Raw genomic sequence first — 12256 nt, forward strand, 5'->3', positions numbered from 1 at the left:
TCTGGCATGCCGTACGCTCCGGGTATGTCCACCCCTCCGGATGTGTTCGCGCCGGCCAAGCTGGGGCCGCTGAGGCTGCGCAACCGCATCATCAAGGCGGCGACGTTCGAAGCGCGCACGCCCGATGCGCTGGTGACCGACGACCTGATCGAATACCACCGGCTACCGGCCGCCGGCGGGGTCGGCATGACCACCGTCGCCTACTGTGCGGTCTCCCCCGGTGGTCGCACCGGGGGCAACCAGATCTGGATGCGCCCGGAGGCGGTGCCGGGGTTGCGTCGGCTCACCGAGGCGGTCCACAACGAAGGAGCCGCGGTCAGTGCGCAGATCGGGCATGCCGGCCCGGTGGCCGACGCGAGGTCCAACAAGGCCAAAGCTTTGGCGCCGGTGCGCTTTTTCAACCCGCTGAGCATGCGCTTTGCCAAGAAAGCCAGCCGCGACGACATCGACGACGTCATCGCCGCACATGCCAACGCGGCCCGGCTGGCCATCGAGTCCGGATTCGACGCGGTGGAGGTGCATCTGGGCCACAACTACCTGGCCAGCGCATTCCTGAGCCCGCTGATCAACCGCCGCGACGATGAGTTCGGCGGATCGCTGGAAAACCGGGCCAAGGTTGCCCGCGGGCTGGTGCTGGCCGTGCGGGGTGCCGTGGAAAAGCACGGCGGCGGCCGCGTCGCGGTGACCGCCAAGCTCAACATGGCCGACGGCGTGCGGGGTGGCATCACGGTCGAGGAAGCCCTGACCACCGCCAAGTGGCTCCAGGACGACGGCGGCCTGGACGCCATCGAGTTGACCGCCGGTAGCTCGTTGGTCAACCCGATGTACCTGTTCCGCGGCGACGCGCCGGTCAAGGAGTTCGCCGGCGCCTTCAAGCCGCCACTGCGCTGGGGCATTCGGATGACCGGGCGAAAGTTCCTGCGCCAATACCCCTACCGCGACACCTACCTACTGCGCGATGCCCGGCTGTTTCGCGCCGAGCTCACCATGCCGCTGATCCTGCTCGGCGGCATCACCAATCGCGAGTCGATGGAGTTGGCCATGGCCGAAGGCTTCGACTTCGTCGCGATGGCCCGGGCTCTGTTGGCCGAGCCAGATCTGATCAATCGGCTCGCCGCCGACGGCGAGCGCCATGCGGTGCATTCGGCGTGCACGCACTGCAACCAATGCATGCCGACGATCTACAGCCGCACCCGCTGCGTGGTCACCGGCGCACCTGACCGGGTGCACAACGCTACGGGTGACGGGTTGGCGCGGGAGTAGGACCGTCGGCCTGGCTCATTCGACAGTCGGACTGGGCAGTGAGGACGGCTGCCTTCTGAGTCGAGAACTTGAAGTCCACGCCGTCGTGACCCGAGAAGTACACGTCGTGGTCATTCGGCTTGTCCTTCATGACACCGAAGTTGGTGGCGCCGAACTGTTTGACCCCGTCTTTGACGATCTGCACGGCTTGCGGCCACTTGTCGTCGGGGATGGGACCGCTGAACACAACCATGAGGTAGGCATACTTCGCGCGAGTCCATACGTACGGTCCATCGCAGCCCCGCCAGCTGTCGGTGTCGAGCCGCCAGGTCAATCCGCTCACTAGCCCCGCCACGGCATCGGCGATTTGCGACACCGCGGTTCGGTACTGGGCTTGAGCCGCCTCCAACGGCGGCTTGGAGCGCAGCGCGTCCTCCAGTGCCGCCACTTTTTCAGGGCTCAATGGCCCTTCCTCGCTACGGGTTTCGTTATCCATAGATCTATCAGTCGGGCCGCATGCCATGGCGGCAAAGCACACTACGGTCAGCAGCCATACCGTCAACCACCGCATTACTTCCCTCCCATCGGTACATGACGGGGGGCTCCTGTCATGCCGCCGCCGACGCTTGGTGGAAGCAGCGGAGCGGTCACCTCGTTCTCGGGCAGTCCCGCCGCGACCGCGGCAAGGTTGTATCCCGACATGCGCAACTGCGGATTGCCGTTCGCGTCGATAAAGGTACGTGGATAATCCGCGTGGCCGTAGGCACCGTCACGCCACACGCCGGTCGCATCGACACCCGCCTGCGAGGACAGTTCGGTCATCCCAGAGCCCGGACCATACGGATCCAATCCCCAGCCGTGCACAGGCGCAAGCGGCGCCACCAAGTTGGTAATCGGATCATGTGGCGCCTGCATGACGTATGCCTGGCCGTGGTCGAGCCCTAGCTGGGCCGGGCTGTACAAGTCTAGGCCCGGTGAACCGTAAAACACCACGTCGTTGACCGGATGGGCACCGTGGGCGTTGAGGTCCTGCAACGCCAGCGACGCCGTCAAAGAGCCGTACGAGTGACCCAGGACCGTCAAGTGGCCAGTCGGATTGTTGGCCCGCACTTGTTCAAGATATTGCGACAGGTCCGCCGCGCCGGCTTTAGCGGTGCCGTCGGTCATGGTCTGCCACAAGTCCTGCGGACTTCCGGTATTCAACGGGTTCGGCGGCGGGGTGTAGCCCATCCAGGCAATGGTTGAGACCGAAGCAGGCTTACCCGCCGCGATCAATTGCCGGACTTCTTCGTCACGCAGGTTGCTGGCCTCCTTTACCATGCCGGGCAGCGTGCCGCCGGTGGTGGATCCAACACCAGGCACAGTAACCGACACGTTGGCAGCGGTATCAGGGTTGCCCACAGCGACTGCGGCGAGTACCTGCTGATGCGGATCGTCCGGAATTTTCAATTGAGTCAGGTAAGTATCCGGAACACTGCGTAGCGCTTGGTCGACGGCATCGAGTTCGCCCAGCCGGCCCTTAGCTGCGCTTAACTGATCATCAAGCCCGGCAAGCTGGGTCGCTGTGTCGCTGTCGAAGATACCGTTGTTGTAGTCATTAGCCGCTTTCGCAGCCAATTGATCGTACTGTGCCTGCAGCTGATCGATGTGTGCCTGCAGTTTGGCACGCTCGTCGTGTAACCGTTTCTCGTTGTCGTCGCTGGCGCGCTCCGTCGGCGTCCGCTGATCGGCGGGAGCGCGCGTCTGCGGTTCCCCATCGGCGAGTTGTTCCCCGGTGGCAACAGCGAGCACCCGAGCCAGATCCGCATCGGTTTCCTCGGCCTTCCCCAGCAGGGCCGTTATACGATTCTGCAGGGCAGCAGCTTTGGCCTGCACGGCTTCTGCCGCGTCGCTGTCCAGATTGCTTGTATCCGGCGGGATGACGGTATTGGTGGCGGTGTCGATACCGACCGGCGCCTGCTCGTTTGCTTCGGCGAAGATGGCGTTGAGCTCTTGTTTGACCGCCAGTGCGTCCTGATAGGCGTGGCCAGCGCCGATCGCTACCCGAAAAGCATCGCTCGCGGATAGGTCGATTTTGGTGTGTGTCCTGGTGAGCGCTCCCTGAGCCGTTTCGGCGCTGCGCCCTCCCCAGCCGGGAAACGTCGACAGGTTCAGCAGCTCTTTGGCTGCTTCCCTGCTGGTTCGCGCGCGTGCAGCTGCCGCCTCCGCAACTTCCAAAACCTGCTCTGGGTCCCACGCTTGAAGATCAGCCAAAGTCAAAGACATTGGCCGCCTTACAAATTCATGCGGTCAGCGAGACCCGAAGCGCCATCGTTGAGGCGTACTGCCTCGGCGTCGTCGGTATCGGCGTAGCATTTCGCGGCTGACCGCAGGTGCTCACTGTGCACTATCAACTCCGCGTGGTGCGCCGCAGTCTCTTCCTCCCAGTGCGCAAGTCGCGCCGCCAACGCGGCCGAACTTGCTCCGATGAACCCGCTCTGCGCAGTCGTGATCCGCTCATGGGCCGAAGCGTGCCCCGACCGCAAGTTAGCGGCGTACGTGTCCGCCTGGCTCGCCCACGAACGAAGATCCGCCGGATTTACCCGTAAGTCCCGATCCATCTTGAACCTTCGATGTCGTTTGCTGGACGACTTTACCAGCGCGTGAGGTGGGCCTAGTGCACCAAAATTGCTGGGGCCGCGAGCCCCCTTCCTTGCTCCGAGTTTCCATACGGACCAGTCCCAGCTACGCGCCAGGCCAGAAACCCCGCCCGACGTGCTCATCCGGAGAGCACTGCGCTGCAACGGATACAGTCGATTCAGTGAACCAACCAGCTACAGTTGTTTCGATGAATCAAGCAGCCCCGCCAGCGCTGACGGTCCGATACGACGGGTCACAACGCACCTTCGCACCCGGCCACGATGTGGTGGTCGGGCGTGACCTTCGCGCCGATATGCGCATCACGCACCCGTTGATCTCGCGTGCGCATCTGCTGCTGCGTTTCGAGCAGGGCCGCTGGATGGCAATCGACAACGGGTCATTGAACGGGACGTTCGTCAACGGGCGCCGAGTGCCGGTGATCGACATCCACGACGGTCAGACCGTCAATATCGGCAACCCCGACGGGCCCCAGCTGACCTTCGAGGTCGGCCGCCATTCCGGCATGGTCGGCCGGCCGCCACGGACCGCCTCGATGCGTGCCGTTCAAACGCCCGCACCACCGCGCCCGTCGCAACCACAGCTGGCACGCCCCTCGGGCGGGCCCAGGCAGCAACCGGCGCCACCCCCGATGCGGCCACACCCCGCCGCACCACCGCAGCCTGCGCCGGCGCGCGGCGGCCACCGACCGCCATACCCGGCCGCCCCACCGCAGCCGACGCCGCCACCGAACTTCCAGCCGCAAACCCGGATGGCTCCGGCGGCCGTCAAGCCGCCCGAGGTGGCCAACCTGGCCACGAAGATGTTCCAGGCCTTCCGCCCCGGGGCTGCCGCGCCGGAGAAGCCACCGGGTTCGGCGACGATCGGCCGCGCCACCGACAACGACATCGTCATCCAGGACGTCCTGGCTTCGCGCCATCACGCGTTTCTGGTCCAGTCCCCGCTGGGCACCGAGATCCGTGACGCGCGCAGCATCAACGGCACCTTTGTCAACGGCGTCCGAGTCGGCTCCGCGGTGCTGTCCGAAGGCGACGTGGTCACGATCGGCAATGTCGACCTGGTCTTCACCGACGGCCAGCTGGTCCGGCGCACCGAGGCCGCCACGCGCAGTGGCGGCCTCGAGGTCAACAGCGTGCAGTTCAAGATCGACGGTAAGGAGCTGCTCGACCGCATCTCGCTGACTGCGCGGCCGGGAACGCTGACAGCCATCATCGGCGGGTCGGGTGCGGGCAAGACCACGCTGTCCCGGCTGATCGCCGGATACACCCGGCCCACCGGCGGCTCGGTCACCTTCGAGGGACACGACATTCACCGTGAGTACGCGACCATGCGCAGCCGGATCGGGATGGTACCGCAAGACGACGTGGTGCACCGTCAGCTCACGGTCAACCAGGCGCTGGGCTACGCTGCCGAGCTGCGGCTGCCGCCCGACACCAGCAAAGAGGAGCGCGCCCAGGTCGTCGCACAGGTGCTCGAGGAACTCAATCTGACCGAGCACGCCGACACCCGAGTCGACAAGCTCTCCGGTGGCCAGCGCAAACGCGCCTCGGTGGCCCTCGAGCTGCTCACCCAGCCGTCGCTGCTGCTGCTCGACGAGCCGACGTCAGGTCTAGACCCGGCGCTGGACCGGCAGGTCATGCTCATGTTGCGCCAGCTCGCCGACGCCGGCCGTGTGGTACTGGTGGTCACGCACTCGGTGTCCTACCTGGACGTGTGCGACCAGATCCTGCTGATAGCGCCCGGCGGCAAGACCGCCTTCAATGGCCCGCCGAGCCAGGTCCAATCCGCTTTCGGCACCACCAACTGGGCGGAAATCTTCGCCAGCGTGGGTGCTGACCCCGATGAAGCGAACCGTCGCTTTCTGGAGAGAAAGGGGCAAGGGGCCGCGGCACCGGCTCCGGTGTCCGAGCAACCCGCCGATTTGGGCGAGCCGGTGCATACCGACATGTTCCGTCAGCTATCCACCATCGCCCGCCGCCAAGTTCGGCTGGTCGTCTCCGACCGGGGCTACACGGTGTTCCTGGCGGTTCTGCCGTTCCTGATGGGCGCGCTGGCGCTGACGGTGAAGGGACCGAAACCTGGTCTCGGGCCCGCTGACCCAGCCGGGCCCGCTCCCACCGAGCCGCAGTACATCATGGTGCTGCTGTGTATCGGGGCTGTCTTCATGGGCACCGCGCTGACCATCCGCGACCTGATCGGCGAACGTCCGATCTTCCGCCGAGAACAGGCGGTCGGCCTGTCCACCACCGCGTACCTACTTGCCAAGGTCGCCGTCTTCTCCGTGTTCGCGACCATCCAGGCGGCGATCTCGACGATGATCGTCCGGTTCGGCAAAGGCGCCCCCACGGCGGATCCGCCGTTCTTCGGAAGCGGCACTCTCTCACTGTTCTTCACCGTCGCGGGCACCTGTATCGCGTCGGCGATGCTCGGTCTGCTGCTATCGGCCCTCGCGCAATCCAATGAGCAGATCATGCCGCTGCTGGTGGTGTCGATCATGTCCCAGCTGGTGCTCTGCGGCGGGATGGGCATCCCGGTGACCGGACGGTTCGCGCTCAACCAGCTGTCCTTTTTGACACCCGGCCGCTGGGGTTTCGCCGCCGGATCGTCGTCGATCGACTTCCCCAGCCTGGTGAAGGTTCCGCAAATCCCGACGGACGACAGGTGGTGGCAACACTCCAAGCACATCTATGCGATCGACATGGGCATGCTCGCGCTGTTGTCGCTGGCCTACGTCGCCTACATCCGGTGGCACATCCGGCTCAAGCGCTGAGGAGATGAACCCTGAGGCGATCGCAAGCGCGGCGGAGCCGGGCGCAGCAGGTCGCCGACGATGAAACCCTGAGCGTCAGCTGCCGGCCGGTTCCAGTGTTGCCAGCGCGTACTCACTGATCGCGATCAACGCGTCGGTGGCCGACCTGCGATCGCGGGCATCGATGTTGATGATCGGGATGTGCTCGGGCAGTGTCAGCGCCTTACGCACCTCGGCAATGGGATACCTTGGGGCACCGTCGAATTCGTTGACAGCGATGAGGAACGGCAACCTGCGGTGTTCGAAGAAGTCCACGGCGGCGAAGCTGTCTTGCAGCCGCCGGCAGTCGACCAGGATGACCGCGCCAATAGCACCGCGCACCAGGTCGTCCCACATGAACCAGAACCGCCGCTGGCCCGGCGTACCGAACAGGTAGAGCACCAGATCCTCGTCCAGGGTGATGCGGCCGAAGTCCATGGCCACCGTGGTGGTGCGCTTGTCGGGAGTGGACTCCAGCATGTCGACACCGGCCGACGCGTCAGTGACCATCGCTTCGGTGCGCAACGGCATGATTTCTGACACCGCACCGACAAAGGTCGTCTTGCCCACACCGAAGCCGCCCGCGATGACGATCTTCGTCGACGCGGTGTCCCGCATCTCAGAGCGCTCGTAGGCCACGGAGCGTCCTTCCTATCAGTTCGCGGCGTTCATCGCGGGTCGAGCGGTCACTCAACGTCCGATTCACTCGAAGGTAACCTCCGATCACCAGATCGCCGACCAGGACTCGCGCGACACCGAGTGGCAAATCCAGCCGCGACGAAATCTCGGCGACCGAGGGGCTCTTGATGCACAGCTGGACGATCTTTTCTCGCACGTCATCGGGTGGCCAGCGGTGAAACAGCGCCGCCTGCAACGTCTGTATCGGCGCTTCCAGCGGCAGGTCGACGTCAGTGGTCGTCCGCCCGGCCGTCAGTGTGTACGGCCGAACCAGACTCGCCTCAGCTGCGGGCGGCGGCTGCTCGGGTTTGTCCATGGCAGCTCACGAATGCTGCCCGCTCGGCGACGATGCAGAGCGCACAGCGCGATGAGGAGAAGCCGGGTGATCAGACGCGGCGCGCCGGGACGACTGCACGACAGCGCCCACCCGCTCGACAAGCACGGCCATCTCGTAACCGATCTGGCCGATGTCACACGACGTCGCGGCCAGCGTCGCCAAATGTGAGCCGTCGCCGACGCGCATCAGCAACAGGTAGCCGTTTTGCATCTCCACCACCGACTGCAGCACCTGCCCGCCGTCGAAGAGCTGCGCGGCACCGGTCGCCAAACTGGCCAACCCCGACGACACCGCAGCCAACTGGTCCGCCCGGTCGGGCGGCAGGTGCTCACTGGCGGCCATCAGAAGCCCATCGACGGACACCAGCACCGCATGCGACACCCCGGGCACCTCACGGGCGAAGTTGGAGACCAGCCAGTCGAGCGAGTTGTCAGATGAAGTGCCGGGCGCGTCAGAAAAAGAACGGCTCATTCTTGATCGGATCCTCGATTGTTCTCGCGGGCATGGGACCGTCCGGCCCGGACGCCGCCGAAGTGGCTGCTGATGGACGCCCGGATAGCCTCAGGGTCACGTGCCGGCGCGGCATGGCGTCCAGGCTGAAATCCGCCGTTCGATGCTACGCCGTTGTCCGAGTCGGTCCCGTGGTGCGCGACCCCGTTGGTGCGGTCGCGCTCCCCGCCGTCACCGGTCGCCTCCGGCCCGGCCCCGCCGGGCACCAGCCGCGCGCCCGGCTCGCGCACCGGAAGACCCTGGTCGGTGTGTGCGGAAATGGGCACATTGTCGACCTCGGCGGCCGCCGTCCAGCCGTGATCCCACACCGACTTCCAGTCCAGGTCGGGGCTGCGGGCCAACTCGTGCGGGTCAACCAGCCACTCGGAAAGCATCCGTTGATAGATCAAATCGTCGCTCGCGGCCGTCTCGTCCGGCGGCACGGCGGCATCGGCGGGCCAATCATCATCGTCCTGCTGCTGTGAATCGGTGGCGGACATCGACTCCGGCTCCGGGGCGACCGGCGCTCGTTGTGTGAAGAAAGCCGAAACCGGTTGAGCTGCAGGTGGTTCCGGAGTCGACTCGTTATTCAGCCACGGGGACGGCGCGGCGGCACCGCCGGTGATGCCACTGGAACCGGGCGTGCGCCGTGGCAGCTGCGTGACCGGGTGCGACCCGTTGCGGTCCTGGGTTTCGGGCCTGACGGTGGAGTCGGCGGAATCCGCGTAGTCGGCTGCGGCGATCGCTTCTTGGACATTCGGCGTGCGCCGGGCAGCCGGTGCGGGCGGCGCGGCGGGGCGGCTTGCCCCGTCGGTTGCCCGGTCCGTTTCAAAGCCGACCAGCAGCGACGGCGGCAGATACACCTCGGCCGTCGTGCCCGAACGACGTCCGTCGCGCGCTGTGCGGCGCAGCCGCACCCGGATCCCGTGCCGGTCCGCCAGCCGCCCGACCACGAACAACCCCATGTGGCGGGCGTTGTCCGGGGTGACCTCGCCACCAGAACGCAGCCTCATGTTGGCGATTCGCCGGTCGCCGTCGGTCATGCCGAGGCCGGCGTCGACGATCTCCAGGTGGACTCCCCCGTCGTTGCGCCGCTGGGCGGAGACGTGGACCGCCGATGTGGGCGGCGAATAGCGCAGCGCGTTGTCGATCAACTCGGCAAGCATGTGGATGACGTCTGCTGTGGCGGCGCCGGTGATCGTGCTGTCGGACACGCCCATGATCTCGACGCGGCGGTAGTCCTCGACCTCAGAGGTCGCGGCATTGATCAGGGTCGCCAGCGGCTGCGGCCCGCGCTGGTCTCCCCGGGAGAGCTGCGCGCCGGCCAGGACAAGCAGGTTGGCGCCGTTGCGGCGCATCCGGGCGGCAAGGTGGTCGAGCCGGAACAGGCTGTCGAGCCGTTCTGGGTCGTCTTCGTTGCGCTCCAGCCGGTCGATCAGCGAGAGCTGCTGGTCGACCAGCGACCGGTTGCGCCGCGACATGGTCTCGAACATGTCGTTGACCAGCAGCCGCAGCCGGGTCTCGTCGCCGGCCAACAACAGCGCCTGGGTGTGCAGTTCGTCGACCGCGTGTGCGACCTGGCCGATCTCCTCGGTGGTGTAGACCGGCAACGGCACGGGCATCCGCTCGTCACCGGCCCGGACCCGGGCGATCTCACGCTCGAGGTCTTCGTGGGCGACCTTCAACGCGCCGTCGCGCAGCACCCGAAGCGGTTCGATCAGCGAGCGCGCCACCAACAGCACGATGACCAGTGCGGCCACGATGGCCGCCAGCACGACGACGGTGTCGCGGATGGCTTCCTGACGCCGATCGCTGGCGCGGTCCTCCACCGCTTTGGTCACCGCCGAGCTGGTGTCCTTGATCACCTGCGAGGCGATCGCGTCGGTGGTCTGTATCGAGCGCAGCAGCGCGGGATTGTTGACCAGCCGGCTGGCCGGATCCGACATGATCGCCATCCGGGTCACCATCTGCTGTTGCAGGTTCTTGGCTTCCGGCGAGCCGACGCCGAGCACTTCGGCCATTCCGAACAGCGTCGAGGGCTCGGTACCGGCCAACGTGATCATCGAGGTGCGCAACTCCGGCTCGGGCAGATCCCCGCCACGGGTGGCCAGCAGCTGCTGCATCATCATCTGGCCGCGGGCCCCGATGGCCCGGCTCAGCCCTTGGGCGGCGGCCCGAATCTTTTCGTTGTCGACGCGCACCGATCCGTCGATAGCGTTCTCGGCGGTCAGCAGGATCGGCGCATAACTGGTCACCCGGTCGCGCAAACCGATGCTGTTCGACGAAACCTTGGCCAGCAGACCCTGTCCGCCATTCAGCAGGTTCTCAACACCGACCCGAACGTCATCGGCCACATCGGTATCCGCCAGCCGGGCCTGCAGCTCGGATTTGCGCGCCTTGTAGTTCTTCTTCGCGCCCTCGACATCGCCGCCATTCGACGCAGCCAGCAACGCCACATCGAGCGCGGACATGTATTTGCTGATTGCCGGAACAACTTCGGCACGGTCGGCCGCGAGCCGGAGGTTCTTGGCGTCGCTGAGTGCGCCGTAGATTCGTAATCCACCGAACACCATGGCCAGTACCAGCGGCACCACCACGATTGCGACAACTTTCCAACGGACCGGCCAGTTGCGCAGTGACCATGTCGGCGGGCGTTTCGCCGCCGCGAAGTCCGCAGTGTCTGAGTTAGCCGGCTTGTCCACGTCGGTCGGGTCGGCGAACATGGTCACCGAACCGCGGCCGTGGTTTAGCGCGTCGTTCATGAGACTTCCTGCTGATTGCACCCGCCCCCGATTGGAGACGGACGAGCGGTACACGCCTGGCAATTCGACGAGTATGACAGCCTGCTGTCACGCTGACCACAATTCTTACTGAACAGACAGAGTTCGCCGGATACCTTCCGGACGGGCGACAGGATAGCTGAGCAAACTGGCGGCGGACAACCGCACCGATCACCGCTGTGGTTTAAGTCGCAGCTGGCCGGAGAAGCGCGACAAGGAAATTCGAGTTATCGGTGAACGGCCGCAGATCCCACGTCGACAGCAGCAGATCCGGCACGAAACCGGCGTCGGCTGCGTCGGTTAAGAACTGCTCGAACGCGTATCCACGATCGGCGCCGAAGCCGATCACCGCGCGACCGTCGGCAGCCAGGTGAGCACGCAGCCGACACAGCACCTGGACGCGGGTACTCGGGGCGAGGAATGTCATCACATTGCCGGCGGACACGATGACGTCGAACGGTTCGGCGATGCCGCGGGCGGGCAAGTCCAGCTCAGCGAGGTCGCCGACGAGCCAGCGCGGCCCTGGATGATCCTGTTCGGCCGCCTCGATGAGCGCCGGGTCGACGTCGACACCGACCACCTGGTGGCCTGCTGCGGTCAGGTACCCGCCCAGCCGGCCGGGCCCGCAGCCGGCGTCGAGGATCCGCGCATGCCGGGGCGCAATCGCGTCGACGAGGCGAGCCTCGCCGGCCAAATCGTCGCCGGCGCGCGCCATGGAGCGGAAGCGTTCGATGTACCAGTGCGAATGCCCGGGATCAGCCGCCACTTTCTTCATCCACAGGCTCTGCTCGACCATCCGCCCATTATCGCGACCGAGGACGCCGGGCAGGATGACGTGTTGTGTTCAAGGTGATGTTCTACTCACCGCGCATCGCTCCCAACACGGGCAATGCGATCCGGACCGCGGCGGCCACCGGCGCCGAACTGCACCTGGTGGAACCGCTGGGCTTCGACCTGTCCGAACCCAAACTGCGCCGGGCCGGGTTGGACTACCACGACCTGGCATCGGTCACCGTCCACGTGTCGCTGGACGATGCGTGGGCAGCGCTGGGACCGCGGCGGATCTTCGCATTCACGGCCCACGCCACGACGGTGTTCACCGAGGTGGCCTATCAGGCCGGCGACGTGTTGATGTTCGGCCCGGAGCCATCCGGCCTGGACGCGCAGGTACTGGCAGACCCGCACATCACCAAGCAGGTCCGCATTCCCATGTTGGCGGGGCGGCGGTCGCTGAATTTGTCCAACGCCGCCGCGATCGCCGTATATGAGGCATGGCGGCAGCACGGGTTCCGCGGAGCGGTCTAG

General features: G+C 65.9%; 11 protein-coding genes. 3 read left to right on the forward strand and 8 right to left on the reverse strand.

Annotation, left to right across the window (positions count from 1 at the left end):
• Positions 1-6: 6 nt before the first annotated feature.
• Positions 7-1263 (forward strand): NADH:flavin oxidoreductase, encoded by a 1257-nt coding sequence (locus MSP7336_RS00520; protein WP_372507627.1) that lies wholly within the window; start codon positions 7-9, stop codon positions 1261-1263.
• Here the strand turns inward: MSP7336_RS00520 and MSP7336_RS00525 are convergent.
• Genes MSP7336_RS00525 through MSP7336_RS24610 form a run of 3 tightly spaced genes read right to left on the reverse strand, consistent with a single transcriptional unit; the run spans position 1235 to position 4004 of the window.
• The gene (locus tag MSP7336_RS00525) at positions 1235-1813 is read right to left on the reverse strand and encodes an LppA family lipoprotein (protein WP_069395311.1); all 579 of its coding nucleotides are present in this window, start codon (positions 1811-1813) and stop codon (positions 1235-1237) included. The two genes, MSP7336_RS00520 and MSP7336_RS00525, sit on opposite strands and share 29 nt — an antisense overlap.
• A complete protein-coding gene (locus MSP7336_RS00530) occupies positions 1813-3507 on the reverse strand; it encodes an alpha/beta hydrolase family protein (protein ID WP_069395312.1) in 1695 nt (564 codons plus the stop codon). Before MSP7336_RS00530 ends, MSP7336_RS00525 begins: the two co-directional genes overlap by 1 nt.
• 8 nt (positions 3508-3515) lie before the next feature.
• Positions 3516-4004 (reverse strand): WXG100 family type VII secretion target, encoded by a 489-nt coding sequence (locus MSP7336_RS24610; RefSeq protein ID WP_084226372.1) that lies wholly within the window; start codon positions 4002-4004, stop codon positions 3516-3518.
• Between the two features lie 65 nt (positions 4005-4069).
• On the opposite strand from MSP7336_RS24610, the gene MSP7336_RS00540 reads away from it, so the two are divergent.
• Positions 4070-6649 (forward strand): ATP-binding cassette domain-containing protein, encoded by a 2580-nt coding sequence (locus MSP7336_RS00540; RefSeq protein ID WP_069395314.1) that lies wholly within the window; start codon positions 4070-4072, stop codon positions 6647-6649.
• A gap of 75 nt (positions 6650-6724) precedes the next feature.
• Here the strand turns inward: MSP7336_RS00540 and MSP7336_RS00545 are convergent, their stop codons facing one another.
• From MSP7336_RS00545 to MSP7336_RS00565, 5 genes are all read right to left on the reverse strand, one after another.
• Entirely contained in the window at positions 6725-7285 is a 561-nt protein-coding gene (locus MSP7336_RS00545; protein ID WP_276002227.1) for a GTP-binding protein, read from the reverse strand.
• 1 nt (position 7286) lies between these two features.
• Positions 7287-7661, reverse strand: a complete 375-nt coding sequence (locus MSP7336_RS00550) for a DUF742 domain-containing protein (protein ID WP_069395316.1) — start codon at positions 7659-7661, stop codon at positions 7287-7289.
• 6 nt (positions 7662-7667) lie between these two features.
• A complete protein-coding gene (locus MSP7336_RS00555) occupies positions 7668-8153 on the reverse strand; it encodes a roadblock/LC7 domain-containing protein (protein WP_084226373.1) in 486 nt (161 codons plus the stop codon).
• Positions 8150-10900 (reverse strand): sensor histidine kinase, encoded by a 2751-nt coding sequence (locus MSP7336_RS00560; RefSeq protein ID WP_372507635.1) that lies wholly within the window; start codon positions 10898-10900, stop codon positions 8150-8152. Before MSP7336_RS00560 ends, MSP7336_RS00555 begins: the two co-directional genes overlap by 4 nt.
• A 235-nt stretch (positions 10901-11135) precedes the next feature.
• Positions 11136-11747, reverse strand: a complete 612-nt coding sequence (locus tag MSP7336_RS00565) for a class I SAM-dependent methyltransferase (RefSeq protein WP_069395317.1) — start codon at positions 11745-11747, stop codon at positions 11136-11138.
• Between the two features lie 56 nt (positions 11748-11803).
• On the opposite strand from MSP7336_RS00565, the gene MSP7336_RS00570 reads away from it, so the two are divergent.
• Entirely contained in the window at positions 11804-12256 is a 453-nt protein-coding gene (locus tag MSP7336_RS00570; RefSeq protein WP_276002224.1) for a tRNA (cytidine(34)-2'-O)-methyltransferase, read from the forward strand.

It is taken from the genome of Mycobacterium shimoidei, assembly GCF_900417275.1.
In the GTDB taxonomy this organism is placed as follows: domain Bacteria; phylum Actinomycetota; class Actinomycetes; order Mycobacteriales; family Mycobacteriaceae; genus Mycobacterium; species Mycobacterium shimoidei.

Excerpts from the sequence above, each read along its gene's own strand:
- MSP7336_RS00570 (WP_276002224.1), top strand. The coding sequence starts at position 11,804 with ATGTTCTACTCACCGCGCATCGCTCCCAACACGGGCAATGCGATCCGG.
- MSP7336_RS00530 (WP_069395312.1), bottom strand. The coding sequence starts at position 3,507 with ATGTCTTTGACTTTGGCTGATCTTCAAGCGTGGGACCCAGAGCAGGTT.
- MSP7336_RS00520 (WP_372507627.1), top strand. The coding sequence starts at position 7 with ATGCCGTACGCTCCGGGTATGTCCACCCCTCCGGATGTGTTCGCGCCG.
- MSP7336_RS24610 (WP_084226372.1), bottom strand. The coding sequence starts at position 4,004 with ATGAGCACGTCGGGCGGGGTTTCTGGCCTGGCGCGTAGCTGGGACTGG.
- MSP7336_RS00555 (WP_084226373.1), bottom strand. The coding sequence starts at position 8,153 with ATGAGCCGTTCTTTTTCTGACGCGCCCGGCACTTCATCTGACAACTCG.
- MSP7336_RS00565 (WP_069395317.1), bottom strand. The coding sequence starts at position 11,747 with ATGGTCGAGCAGAGCCTGTGGATGAAGAAAGTGGCGGCTGATCCCGGG.
- MSP7336_RS00540 (WP_069395314.1), top strand. The coding sequence starts at position 4,070 with ATGAATCAAGCAGCCCCGCCAGCGCTGACGGTCCGATACGACGGGTCA.
- MSP7336_RS00545 (WP_276002227.1), bottom strand. The coding sequence starts at position 7,285 with ATGCGGGACACCGCGTCGACGAAGATCGTCATCGCGGGCGGCTTCGGT.
- MSP7336_RS00550 (WP_069395316.1), bottom strand. The coding sequence starts at position 7,661 with ATGGACAAACCCGAGCAGCCGCCGCCCGCAGCTGAGGCGAGTCTGGTT.
- MSP7336_RS00525 (WP_069395311.1), bottom strand. The coding sequence starts at position 1,813 with ATGCGGTGGTTGACGGTATGGCTGCTGACCGTAGTGTGCTTTGCCGCC.